This is a genomic window from Rudanella paleaurantiibacter, from assembly GCF_009184635.1.
GTDB lineage: Bacteria > Bacteroidota > Bacteroidia > Cytophagales > Spirosomataceae > Rudanella > Rudanella paleaurantiibacter.
The window spans coordinates 478,733-491,275 of sequence record NZ_WELI01000001.1 but is presented as its reverse complement, the minus strand read 5'-3'; the positions used below and the strand labels follow the sequence as shown (position 1 = coordinate 491,275).

Genomic DNA, 12,543 nt, shown 5'->3' with positions numbered 1-12,543 from the left:
GAGCCAGGTGGTTTATTGCCCTACCCTCAACTTACTATTAGTTTGATATAACAGTTTCCCATTCAACTGTAGCCTTTTAACATTAGCTGCAGGGGTATCCACCGTAACCGTATGCCCCGCATTGATCGTCACATCAACCGCTGCGGTCGGTACCTGTCCTGACGACCAAATCCCACTGTTTGTCCAGGCGCCCGAGGCAACGCTCGTAGCGGTGGAGGGCAAAATAACCACTGTGTAATCTTCTGTTTCGCCGTAGACATACGAATTACAGGACAAGGTAGGCACCGGGCTGCTATCATCACTTTGCCGAACTCGGAGCCGCGTAGTTCCTGCCAGAGCGCTGAGCGATAGGGTAAACGTAGCCGTCTGAACAGCCGTTCGGGAGTGCGTTGCGGATGTAAATACCCGCTCTGAGTCAGCAAACGTTTTGTCCCCGTTGAAATCAATCCAAACCGCAAATCCTTCGGGGTATTGAGCCCGGTTGGTAACCGCTATGGTATAGCTCTGACCGGGTGTCAGCGTTGCCGAGGACACGGAACTGTAATCTGAATACCCGTTTGTTCCGCATCCAGAGGCCTGATTAAGCAGCGTGGCGCTCTCCGAGCGCAAGGCGAAATTGATAATATCGTCACCTAAAGTACAATTGGTCACGCCCGGCACACAGTAACAAATGTTGTTTGGCGCAACGGTTACGCTAACAGTGTTTCCAACTGTCCCACTGCTGTTTGCTGCCACAACTCGGTAGTAGGTAGCCATACCTGCAACCGGGCTGGTATCTGTAAAGGATGTCACATTGGAAGTCACCGTCCCAACAGCAATAAACCCGCTGCTGGGGCTTAGCGAGCGTTCCACAATAAACCCGTTCTCATTGGTACTGTTGTCAGTCCAGTTCAAACGTACCGAGCACGTGCCTTCCTGAGCGGAGAGATTAGTCGGGGCCGCTACAACCGGGCAAGCCGTGTTGTACACATACGCTCCAGACGTTTGCATGAGCGAAGTACGATAGAGATACCCGTCGGCAATACGACTGTACTGACCCGGCGTAAACTGAGTCCGGCAACCACCGTAGTACGACATAATATTACTCACCAGGGGCGTGTACGAATTGGCCTGGGTATCCACCGCCGTACCGGTGTAGGTGCAGGTTGATACATTATAGAAGTAACAGCAAGGATCAGCGGGGGTATCACAAACCAAATCACCGGCGGTTGTACAGTTGGCACCACTTCCGCGAGTTACCAGCTCCTTGCCTTTTGCCGTTTCATGGGTATGATACAAGTTCAGGTAATGACCCATTTCGTGCGCAAGGGTTTCGCCGTTGCTTAACGCAGCCGTGCTCAGAATCATCTGGTTTGAGCTGGCCGCACCACTCGGAAAATAAGCGACCCCGTTCAGCCCACTCCCATCGGCTACCAGAGTGCCAGTCACGTACAAATTGATTGCATCGTTAACGTTATTGAGCACCAGAGAGGGCTGATCCAAATTAAGATCGCACGCAAAAAAATTATCATTATCGATGTAATGAATAGGGCCACATTGCGTGAACTGAATGTCGACGGGTTGGTACTTGGCATTCAACAGTGTGAGTGCTGCATTTAGGGCCGTTACGGTAGCCCCGCCCGATCCGTTTGTCTGACGTACGATATGTACCTTAATGGGTAAGCTTACCGGCCCCGGCAGAGCCTTATTGCCCAGCTTTTTTTTGAGGTCGAAAATAGCCTGTTCGGCCGCGTCAATTGCCTCTTTACTGGGAGAAACGGTACCGCATTCGCCCAGAGGGCCAGCAGCCTTTTGGCCCTTTTGCGCCAGTGTTACCAGCGTACTACAAGCCCATATAAACAGAACCAGACATCCGTAAGTAAAAATCCGCATAAAAGTTAGCTCAGATTAAAGGATACCAAGCTAACAGGCTCACTTCAGATTAAAAACGAATAAAGGCCATTTTCAATTATTAGGTCTGTTTTATATTCATCACGCGCCCTTTCTATATTGTTTTACCAAGATAGACACAAAGAAAAGACACTTACCTCAAGTACCCGTATAACTACTTATTTCGCCCCAGGCGCAGAAATACCGGAAACTGTACCAAGGCTTCGCCTGCTCCCCAGGCTGCCTCTACCGGCCCGGCAAGCGCATCGACCGGGTCATGGCCGTTTCTTTGGATAAATTTCCGCACCGCCGACCAGGTACGCAGGTAGTTCAGGAACCACTCGGCCGTCCAGCGTCGGTCAACCGTGAAGCTGGCGTGCTGCACATCAGCAAAATCAAACGGCAACTGCGCGTATCGGTCCTCTACATGCCGACGCATGGTGTCCCAGTACGGGCCAATCACATCGGTGTAAAAATCCCGCACCAGCCCGTCGACCGCCGGGTTGACGGTGCACAGGCCATACCCCCACTCGGCCACTACGCCCTCCGACCGGAGTACCCGCCGGACTTCGCGGTGAAACGCATCCACATCGAACCAATGCAGGGCCTGCCCCACCGTGACCAGATCGAATTGCCCATCGGCAAAAGGCGTATGCTCGGCTGGGCTCACCCGATACCGCACGTTGGGCCGGGTGGGGGCTTCGGTAAGTTGCTGCTGACTGATGTCGGTGGCTTCTACCTGCTCAAAATACGTGGCAAGAGCCGTGGCAACCTGCCCGTTGCCGGTGGCGCAGTCCCAGGCCTGATTTCGGGCGGGCACAGCGGCCAGAACATACGTAAACAACTCGGCCGGGTAGTCGATCCGGTACCGGGCGTAACTGGCAGCGTGGGCCGAAAATCGATCAAGAATTGCCATCGATTAAACCTTTTTGGGTAAAACAGATCAAAGAATCGTTTTATGGGATAAAGTTAGGTTTTAATTGGCCTAAGACGCTAAAGACCGTATTTTTGCCCAATACAACCTGTTGCTTACAGATGTCCAACTTTGGTCTACAGTTGTTTGACGGAATCCGTCGAGTTACCGTTTCCACCGTTGGGGGTCTATCCCTTCTATTAACCAGTTCTTTTTACTAACGATTGCCCCATGAAGAAAACGTTTGGCTTATTGTTCGCAACGGCAGCTATGGCCGTTGGTTCATTCAATGCGCAGGCTCAGGACAACATTCCTGAGGACATGAAAGCCCTGATGACGAAGCATACCTGTATTGCCTGCCACCGGGTAGACCAGCGGCTGGTTGGTCCGGCTTATAAAGATGTGGCGAAGAAAAATTATACGGACGCTCAGATTGTTGAGCTGATCTATAACCCCAAGCCATCAAACTGGCCGGGTTATCCGCCGATGGCTCCGATGAAGCAGGTGCCGAAGGAAGATGCGCTGAAACTGGCGAAGTGGATCAATACGCTCGACGGTACCGCTAAAAAGGCTCCATCGAAAAAGAAAGCGTAGTAACGCGTAACGAAAAATGGGTAATGCGTAATGGATGTTCAGACCCGTTACACATTACCCATTTTTCGTTATACAGTATTCATTATTTACTCCGTTGCCGCACCACTTCGTACAGCACCACGCCGGTTGCTACCGATACGTTGAGCGAGCCCACCGACCCCAGCAGCGGAATTTTAACGTGGGTATCTACCAGCTTCAGAATCTCCGGCGAAATACCGTCTTCTTCGGAGCCCATCACAATAGCGAGCGGCCCGGTCATATCGGTTGGTGTCTCGTACAAATCACGGGGTGACTTTTCGGTACAGGCTACCACCTGAACACCCGATTTCTGCAAATACGCTACGGTATCTTCGAGGTTGTACTCCCGGCATACCGAAATATGGTTCAGCGCCCCCGACGAGGTTTTCATGGCATCGGACCCGATTGCAGCGGCTCCCCGGCCCGGAATCACAATGCACTGAACCCCGGCACACTCGGCCGTGCGGGCAATAGCCCCAAAGTTGCGTACATCGGTAATCCGGTCGAGCAGAAGCAGAAACGGCGTTTCGCCCCGTTCGTGCACATCGGCCAGTACGTTGGAGAGTTTCACGTACTGTACGGCTGCTACCAGGCAAACCACGCCCTGATGGTTTTTGCGCGTCAGGCGGTCCAGTTTCTCTACCGGCACCCGCTGAATGGTCACGCGGTTCTGGAAAGCCAGCTGCTGAATTTCGGGGTGACTCATCCCCTTTTCCATGTATAGCTTGTCGATCTGCTGATCGGACCGCAGGGTTTCCAGCACCGACTGGATTCCGAATACCATATCGTCAGAGCTGGGTTCCGGGCGGAAATTGGGGCGCTGCCGATTGGGTCTGTTGTTATAACTCATATGCTTTTTCTAATCGCCAAAGGGCGACGAATACCGCAAAGGTCGCAAACTCTTCGCGTTATTCGTCGCCCCCGACCGATTGTACCCAAATTAGTCCCGAATTGCACCGGTACGCCAGGCCTCCACAATGGGGTACCATACCGGCTGGTACTCCGCAAAACGCACCAGTTCGTAATGATCGTCGACAAACTGATTGGGCTTGCGGTTGAAGGTAAAATTGATCTCCGACACGTTGGCCCGCCGGTTGTACACCCACACCTCGCGGTCGCGGCTACGCTGCACCCGGTCGGGAGGGCCGAGCACAATGTAAATCATGCCTTTGTCGGTTTTCCAGCCCTCTTTGTAAGTTGTAAAAAGCCGGTTGGCTTCCTCCACCCGGTTGTAATACGCCCGAATGGTACGCCGGGCTACATCTTCGTTGCCCGACATAAGGCCCAGCCAGTACTTGTCGAGGGCTTTTTTAGCGTCCGACGCGCCCCCCAGCTCGTTCATTTCCGAACTGGTGCTCACGTACATTACCGGTTTAGCCAGCTTCTCAGGGCGGGTCAGTTTGGGAAACCGGTTGTCGGTCACCATCAGGCCCAGTCCATAGGTATCGGTGGTGTCTTCCAGAAAGAAATACAAACCTTCTTTAGGCAGTTGAAAGGGCTGGTTGGTCATGACGGTGAGCGTTGAGTCGACCGCCAATGTTTTCGGAACGGGCCGGTTACCGGTGTTCATCGGCGACGAGGCCGCGTCGAACTCGTGCTTGTATCGGAAACCATACAAGGGCTTGCTCGTACCGTTGACATCCCGAATCACAACGGTATCGTTACGGCTCACAAAATTGCGCAACCGGGGCAATCGTCCCTGTGCATCGAACAGGGTAAACCGATCGGTGACACGCGGAGCCTGAAACCGAAGCTGCAAATCGTTAAGAGCTTTGCGGCCCGAGTTCACCTCGGTAATCTCAGTGAGCATAATGGCCGAAACAGCATCTTTAGGGCGTTTCACCTCGAAGTTTAGCACCAGATAATCGCCCAACACAGTCATGGTTTCGGCATTGATTGGCACATTGCCGTAGCCCAACCGCTCCCGGTTGTTATAGTCGGGGTACAACACGTAATTGACCAGAAACCGAGTCGCAAAATCGTCGATATTCCGAATGGGCTTCCCATCCGGCTGACGGGTGTAGATGTGCAGATACACGCGGGTGGCCGTACTGTCGACGGTCAGAAACTTGCCTTTGATAGCCGTAACCGCGTAATCAGACGCCGAATTGCCACCACCGGTAAGAGGGGTTCCCGAGGCTGGCGTGGTAGGCCGGGCATTGGGGCTGCCAGCCGGGCGCGCCGATGCTCCGGGAGCCGACGCTCCGGGGTCGGCATTGAGCGAACCGGCAGTCCGGGGGCGGTTGCTCATGTCACTCGGCCGGTTAGGGGTTTCAGCCCGCGACGGTGTGGGTCGATTCGAGTCGTAGGCCGTCGGCTGGGTCTTTTTTGACGAAGCACAGGCCGACACAAGCAGGGTTAGTGTGATCGCGGAAAGTAGGCGCATACACCACAGATAAGTAACGTTCTGAATAAGATACGGTAAAATAACGAAAAAGAGGTGCCTTATGGCCTGTAAACTCCTATTTTTCTTTGCAAACACAAACGAGTAATTTTGTAGAATAGTCGACAGGCGCCCTGTTTTGTCGGCTACCGACTATCGACTTTACGCATGTACAAAACCACCGAGATTACCTCCGCCGAAATTACCTCCGACAACCCGGTTCATCAGCGGCTGCTTTTTCCGTATGTCGAAGCCGCGGAAATGGTAAGCGGCCAAGTGCTCGAAATTGGGTGCGGCTGGGGCCGCGGGCTGGAGTTGCTCACGCAGGCGGCAACCCACTACACGGGTATCGACAAAAACGCCGACCTGATTGGCTCCCTTCAGCTGGCCTACCCCAAGGCTACCTTCGTAGCGGCTAATATCCCCCCCCTCACCGACGGCACCGGGCAACCTCTGCCCGACAATACGTTTGATTTCGTGGTGACGTTTCAGGTAATTGAACACATCGAAAACGACGACCTGTTTGTGAAGGAAGCCTACCGGGTACTCAAGCCGGGGGGTAAACTGTTGCTCACAACGGTCAACAAGTCGTACTCTCTGACGCGCAACCCCTGGCACGTGCGCGAGTACGTAGCCGACGAGCTTCGGGCACTCATGGGCCGCTATTTCCCAGTTGTCGAAACGCGCGGTATCCACGGCAACGACAAGGTGATGACGTATTACGAGCAAAACAAGAAGTCGGTTGAACGATTTACGCGCTGGGACATTTTCAACCTCCAATACCGGTTGCCCCGCCGACTACTTCAGGTGCCTTACGATATTGCCAACCGCATGAATCGCAACAGGCTGCTGAAGCAGGATGGTCTGGCCGCCGAAATCCGGCACACCGATTATGTACTGAGCGACTCCCCTGCCCAAAGCCTCGATTTTTTCTACGTTGCCACAAAGTAATTAGTAGCCATCCACCCATACAGCCACTCCCAACCGAGTGGCTTTTTTTGTGCCCATCGCCTGTAACCAAAAACACAACACCCTAAAAATCAACTACCAAATACCAGAAAGTCCTACCGAATACCAGAAAATATAAATGCATCTAAATACTAATATAATCAACCTATATACATTAGGCAGGCAATCCATACGGTTGTACTGAACCATTCTATTCTACCAACATTTTCTAACTACTTTTTCAAATCATGGAAGTTTTCATTGGCATGATTGGCCTGTTTGGCTTCAATTTCCCCCCCAAAGACTGGGCATTCTGCAACGGGCAACTATTATCTATTTCGCAAAACTCAGCCTTATTTGCCTTGTTGGGAACCACGTACGGCGGTAACGGACAAACTACGTTTGCTCTTCCCGATTTGCGTGGCCGTACTCCTATCGGTATGGGCAATGGTCCAGGCCTGACACCGCGCGTTATTGGTGAGATGTCGGGCACAGAGAACGTCACGCTCTTATACAACGAAATGCCTCAACACGTGCATACACTCAATGTATCGAACCAGGCAGGCACGAGCCCTACGCCAGGCGGGAATGTTCCGGCAGTATCATCGTCAGGTGGTGAACCACTTTCGGGATATGGTGCTACAATCGACGCCACGGCCAGTCAGCAGGCCATAGGAGCAGCCGGTGGCAACCAGCCCCACAACAACATGCAGCCTTACCTGGCAATGAACTACTGCATTGCGCTGTATGGCATTTTCCCAAGCCGTAACTAAGGCATTTGTGGGTCTAAACCCGGCTTTGTCTGATTACAAAGCCGGGTTTAGACCTGTTCCCTTCCTCTATCCAACCATGACGAATCGCTACGCTCCATCAGCCCAGATGGCTTTTCTGGGCCTTTTGCTCCATTGCTTATTTACGTTTTCTATCCAGGCGGCCACTTCACCAACTGACCCACCCAAAGCCACTGCTCATGCCCTGTTGGCTCCAGTGGCTTATTCAGAACCCGGCAGTCCGTTTCCAGCTCTGGCAGGCTTTCAACGGCGGCTTTTTTTTGATGCCGATAACGATGGAGATATTGATATTCTATACCAAACCACCACAACCTTAGGCTCCGGAATTGGCTTAAATCTCAATGACGGTAGTGGAGGATTTAACACTACACATACAGCTACTGAAGGAACTGGGCTCTTCACATCTGGGCCACTCAACGGAATTGCTCTACGCGAGGTGAGTAACCCAAACAGTACTACCGGCTTAGTAGCACTGGATTATGATAACGACGGAGATACAGACCTGTACGAGACGACATCCTCTTCTACCGGGCGGATTCTGCGTAACAACAACGGGAGTTTTAGTGTCCAGACCAGCCCGTTCCCCGCCTTAGCCAGCTTTGCCCGCCGACTTTTCTTTGATGCAGATAACGATGGGGATGTAGACATTCTGTACCAGTCCACTACAGTAGCAACTAACAGCATTGCCCTGAGGCTGAACAATGGTAGTGGCGATTTCGGTACGCTTTTCTCAGCTTCCGATGGAACCGGCTTATTTTCATCGGGTCCACTCAATGGGATCACCATACGAGAAGTCAACGGCCCTACCAGCAACACAGCTCTGGTTGCTGTTGATTATGATAATGATGGGGATACCGACCTGTATGAGACAGTAGCAGGTGGTGCCGGACGGGTGCTTCGCAACAACAACGGTAGCTTTAGTGTCCAGACCAGCCCATTTCCGACGATAGCCGCCTTCAGACGTCAGGTTTTCTTCGATGTAGACAGTGATGGCGACATTGATATCCTCTATCAGACGGGCACGACAGCAGGCAACGACATTGGTTTAAGGCTTAATAATGGTAGTGGCGATTTTAGCAACATCATTAGTGCGACAAACGGAAGTGGTTCATTTCCATCGGGCCCACTCAGTGGCATTTCATTTCAGACGATTGGTAGCACCAATAGTGCAGCGCTGTACGCTATCGACTACGACAACGATGGCGATACAGACCTATTCGAGGGTACAGCAAGCTCAGCAGGGCGGATTATCCGGCAGAATGAATCCCCACCCGTTATTAGCTCAACTAACCCCGCCAATAATGCCACCAACGTGTCAATCACAGCCAATCTGGTACTGACATTTAACCGGAGCATGGCCAAAGGAACAGGCAACCTATATCTGGTACGCACCTCCAATAATAGCATTGTAGAAACGATCCCGGTCACCAGCGCGCAGGTAACTGGGTCAGGAACCACCTGGACAGTTAACCCTAACAGTACGCTAGCCAGCCTGACCAACTACGCACTGCGAGCCGACGAGGGGACTTTTTTCGATGCCGATGGTCGTATTTTCCGGGGTATCCTTACGAATACCATCTTTAATTTTACCACCGGCTGTACCCCACCGAGTGTAAGCATTAACCCCAATAGTGCGGTACTCACCTGTACTCAGCCTACCCAAACGCTAACCGCTATTGGTACAGGTACCTTCCGCTGGTCGACAACGGCTACCACGCCCACCATCACAGTCAACACAACGGGTACGTTTTCGGTCACCCTTACCGACGCCAACGGCTGTACAGCTACCGCATCCAGCAACATCACGAGCAACACCACCGCCCCCGGCGCTACCCTTGCAGCAAGTGGCCCACTTAATTGTACGGCTACCAGCGTGACCCTCACGGCGGGCACTACATCAGGGACTTCGTTTGCGTTTAGCAGCGGGGCCGTGCAGGTGGGGGGGGCTTCGGGCCCAACGGCTACCGTAAGTAGTGCCGGACTTTACTCAGTTACTGTAACCGGCACCAACGGCTGTACCAGCGTAGCCAGCACCAACGTCGCCCAAAACAACACCATTACGGGCTTTACCGTGAGTGGTAGCGGTTCTGCCTGCTCAGGCAGTACGGTGCTACTCACGGCCAATGGTTGTACGGGTGGTACAGTAGCCTGGCCCGGCGGTGTAGTAGGCAGTACGTTCTCGGCCAGCCTGACGGGCAGCTACACAGCCACCTGTACCATTGGTACTTGTACTACAACCGCCACTGGCACGGCTACCATCAATACGCCTGCTTTTGCGGCTGCCCCTACCCTCTCGACCAACACGCCATTGCCGGGGCAGGCCCTGAGCCTGAGCTATGCGGCCACGCAATGTCCCTTTAACAATGCTGGCCCCTTCAGCGTCGAACTGTCAACGGATAATTTTGCCAGCCAAACAGCCCTGACCCCAACTACCAGCACCAGTACCGAGCTGACCGTCGATTTGCCCGGTACGCTTCTTGCCGGTACAGCATACCAGTTGCGGGTAGTATATCAAACCAATACGTTCAGCCCACCGGCCAGCCTCACCGTTCAGGCTCCGGTTGCCCTCAGCATTAGCGCCAGCCAAACGAGCGTGTGTATCGGCAACACCATTCAACTGACAGCCACCGGCTGCCCCGATGGCGAGGTACATTGGTCGACGGGTGAAACGGGCGCGTCGATTGTCGTAAGCCTGACGGCTACGAGCACCATCTCAGCCAGCTGCGTAGTAGCGCCCCCCCCTACGCGCGATGCGTTCGCTCCGGGAAAAGCCCAAACGTCGGTACAGCCACAGACTCTTCCCAAACGGAGTAGCCAACCCGCCGAAGCCATTGATCGACGGCGGTTCCCGAACCGATAAAACCTTTCGGGATGTTATGGGGTCGAAGGTGGTTATACACCCACCTTCGACCCCATTTTGCAACCAACAGGCTATACCGATATTGATCTGAATACGATGGAGCAACTCCGGCAGCAGCCGGGCACACTGCTCATTGATGTTCGGGATGAGTGGGAATTTGAGGAGTTTAATCTGGGCGGCATCAATATTCCACTGGCCGACATTCGGGCCCGCAAAGCCGAAATTGAGCCGTTCGACTCGTTGATTGTCGTTTGCACCAACGGCGTTCGAAGCCGGGTAGCTGCCAAAGATTTTCTGCGACAGCCTGAGCTACAGCACAAAACCATTTATCACCTCCACGGCGGCCTCATTGGCGATCTGAGTTGAACAGGCTTACGTCACAATCACGAAGCCCAGCTTGGCCGCGTCTTTCTCGATATTGGGCAGATTGTAGCCGAAAATTTCATGCACATTGACCCGAATCACCTGTGAGAGCTGCGTCAGAGGCAGGTTGTTGCGCTCGAGCCCAAACGGCTCTTCGATCTCGACACCGATCATTTCCAGCCCCACGAGCACATACGACACCAGCATAACCGCCGGAATCGTGAGGTAACCATAGTCCTCAACTACCATAAACGGCATGATGCCAATGTAGCAGGTAATAAATAGCTTGATAAAAAAGCTGTACGAAAATGGAATCGGTGTGCTTTTGATTCGCTCGCAGATACCCGCCACATCGAGCAAAACGGTGAGTAAATCGTGCAGATTGATAAGTTGCCCCTCCGAAATAACGCCTTCTTTGTACAACAGCTCAGTTCGGTTACGCAACTGCGACACCACGCCGTTGGGCACGTGGTCGAAACGCTGCAACATGGCGAGTGTTCCGGGTACAGTTTCGTCGAGGTCGTTCAGGTTACGGGCATCGCGCAGGTGATTTTTGAGCGCAAACGGAAAGTTCGAAATCACCTTGGTGAAAAAGAGCTTCTCGGCCGGGCGGCCTTCGCCCAGCACCGCGTTGTAGTACACGGCCAGATTTCGGCAGGTGTTTACCAGTACTCCCCAGGTCCGCCGACCTTCGTAGAAACGGTCGTAGGCGGTATTGGTCCGAAAAATAATAAGCAGGCTCAACAGAATTCCCATAGTCGACAGGAACTCCGTAGGGGTGTTTTTGAGCTTAAAATCGAGGAAGTTGAGTTCGACCACAATCACAACGACGACGTAAACAAACACGAACGCCAGTCGTTTGAGGAGGGATAGTACCGTTGAGCCGGTATGGAATTTCCAGATGGCCTGTAGCCAATCGTGCGTTTTATAAACAATCATATACCGTTGAGTAAGGCAAGTAACTGTTTATAAACCGCCAAACGGTCAAACTGTTAGAGCACAATATCGCCCTCAAAAACCCGCACTGCCGGGCCAATCAGATCAATGCGCTCGTAGCCGCCCGATTCTGACTCGACAAAAGCAACTTGCAAAGGCCCACCCAACGTCCGGATAGCCACTGGCGAGGATACTCCCGACTGCCGATTTGCCACCAAAGCAGCCGCCGTCACGCCCGTACCGCAGGAGTACGTTTCGTCTTCGACCCCGCGCTCATACGTCCGCACGAAAAGCGTTCCGTCCTCGTCGGTTTGTACAAAGTTGACGTTGGTGCCTTTGGGCGCAAAGGCATCGCTGTACCGAAGCCGCCGACCTACGCCAACCACATCGTACTGCGCCAGCCCATCAACAGTCATGACCACGTGCGGGGATCCCGTGTTGGTAAAGCTATATTCGCCCCCCAGATCAATACCGGCTACGTTGGTCATCCGCAACGACACCAGCCCCTCGGTTACGGTGGCTTCGTGCTCACCATCCACGGCCATGAAGCGGGTGTGCTCCGTAAACAGGCCCAGGTCGTGCGCAAACCGGACAATGCACCGCCCGCCATTGCCACACATGCTCCCTTCGGCCCCGTCGGCATTGAAATAAACCATTCTGAAATCCAGTTCAGGATGATTTTGGAGCAAAATCAGGCCATCACCACCGATCCCAAACCGGCGGTCGCACAAGCGGGCCACCAGAGCCTGATCGTGACGCGGGAAGGTTTCGGCCCGGTCGTCGATCAAGACAAAGTCGTTGCCGGTACCCTGATATTTAAAGAAATGCATGGCTTCTGAACGAGGTTAGCACCGGGTTACCGAGGGGC

Annotated in this window: 11 protein-coding genes; 5 read left to right on the top strand and 6 right to left on the bottom strand. The window is 53.3% G+C overall.

The features are described from left to right. Nucleotides 1-12: 12 nt before the first annotated feature. Together F5984_RS02130 and F5984_RS02125 are read right to left on the bottom strand one after the other, a co-directional pair. Nucleotides 13-1,872 carry a GEVED domain-containing protein gene (locus F5984_RS02130; RefSeq protein WP_152122345.1) on the bottom strand — a complete coding sequence of 620 codons (1,860 nt, stop codon included), beginning with the start codon at nucleotides 1,870-1,872 and terminating at the stop codon, nucleotides 13-15. A 172-nt stretch (nucleotides 1,873-2,044) separates the two neighbouring features. Further along, nucleotides 2,045-2,785, bottom strand: coding sequence for a class I SAM-dependent methyltransferase (locus F5984_RS02125; protein WP_152122343.1), 741 nt, complete (start codon nucleotides 2,783-2,785; stop codon nucleotides 2,045-2,047). 228 nt (nucleotides 2,786-3,013) lie between these two features. Between F5984_RS02125 and F5984_RS02120 the strand changes: the two genes are divergently transcribed. Further along, nucleotides 3,014-3,376 carry a c-type cytochrome gene (locus tag F5984_RS02120; protein WP_019987744.1) on the top strand — a complete coding sequence of 121 codons (363 nt, stop codon included), beginning with the start codon at nucleotides 3,014-3,016 and terminating at the stop codon, nucleotides 3,374-3,376. An 82-nt stretch (nucleotides 3,377-3,458) separates the two neighbouring features. Here the strand turns inward: F5984_RS02120 and rlmB are convergent, their stop codons facing one another. Together rlmB and F5984_RS02110 are read right to left on the bottom strand one after the other, a co-directional pair. Then, nucleotides 3,459-4,244, bottom strand: coding sequence for a 23S rRNA (guanosine(2251)-2'-O)-methyltransferase RlmB (gene rlmB / locus F5984_RS02115; RefSeq protein WP_019987745.1), 786 nt, complete (start codon nucleotides 4,242-4,244; stop codon nucleotides 3,459-3,461). Nucleotides 4,245-4,334: 90 nt separating this feature from the next. Then, nucleotides 4,335-5,780: a GWxTD domain-containing protein gene (locus F5984_RS02110; RefSeq protein WP_152122341.1), complete on the bottom strand. Its 1,446-nt coding sequence runs from the start codon at nucleotides 5,778-5,780 to the stop codon at nucleotides 4,335-4,337. Nucleotides 5,781-5,945: 165 nt separating this feature from the next. On the opposite strand from F5984_RS02110, the gene F5984_RS02105 reads away from it, so the two are divergent. The 4 genes from F5984_RS02105 (at nucleotide 5,946) to F5984_RS02090 (ending at nucleotide 10,742) form a co-directional block, all read left to right on the top strand. Further along, nucleotides 5,946-6,728, top strand: a complete 783-nt coding sequence (locus F5984_RS02105) for a class I SAM-dependent methyltransferase (protein WP_152122339.1) — start codon at nucleotides 5,946-5,948, stop codon at nucleotides 6,726-6,728. A 245-nt stretch (nucleotides 6,729-6,973) separates the two neighbouring features. Continuing rightward, nucleotides 6,974-7,498: a phage tail protein gene (locus F5984_RS02100; protein ID WP_185155395.1), complete on the top strand. Its 525-nt coding sequence runs from the start codon at nucleotides 6,974-6,976 to the stop codon at nucleotides 7,496-7,498. Nucleotides 7,499-7,574: 76 nt separating this feature from the next. Further along, nucleotides 7,575-10,376, top strand: a complete 2,802-nt coding sequence (locus tag F5984_RS02095; RefSeq protein ID WP_185155394.1) for a beta strand repeat-containing protein — start codon at nucleotides 7,575-7,577, stop codon at nucleotides 10,374-10,376. A gap of 96 nt (nucleotides 10,377-10,472) precedes the next feature. Further along, complete coding sequence (locus tag F5984_RS02090; RefSeq protein WP_152123130.1) at nucleotides 10,473-10,742, top strand: rhodanese-like domain-containing protein; 270 nt, start codon at nucleotides 10,473-10,475, stop codon at nucleotides 10,740-10,742. A gap of 6 nt (nucleotides 10,743-10,748) precedes the next feature. Here F5984_RS02090 and F5984_RS02085 read toward each other — a convergent pair whose 3' ends face one another. Further along, nucleotides 10,749-11,678 carry a bestrophin family protein gene (locus tag F5984_RS02085; RefSeq protein ID WP_152122333.1) on the bottom strand — a complete coding sequence of 310 codons (930 nt, stop codon included), beginning with the start codon at nucleotides 11,676-11,678 and terminating at the stop codon, nucleotides 10,749-10,751. Between the two features lie 53 nt (nucleotides 11,679-11,731). Continuing rightward, nucleotides 11,732-12,505, bottom strand: coding sequence for a diaminopimelate epimerase (gene dapF, locus F5984_RS02080; RefSeq protein ID WP_152122331.1), 774 nt, complete (start codon nucleotides 12,503-12,505; stop codon nucleotides 11,732-11,734). Nucleotides 12,506-12,543 lie beyond the last annotated feature (38 nt).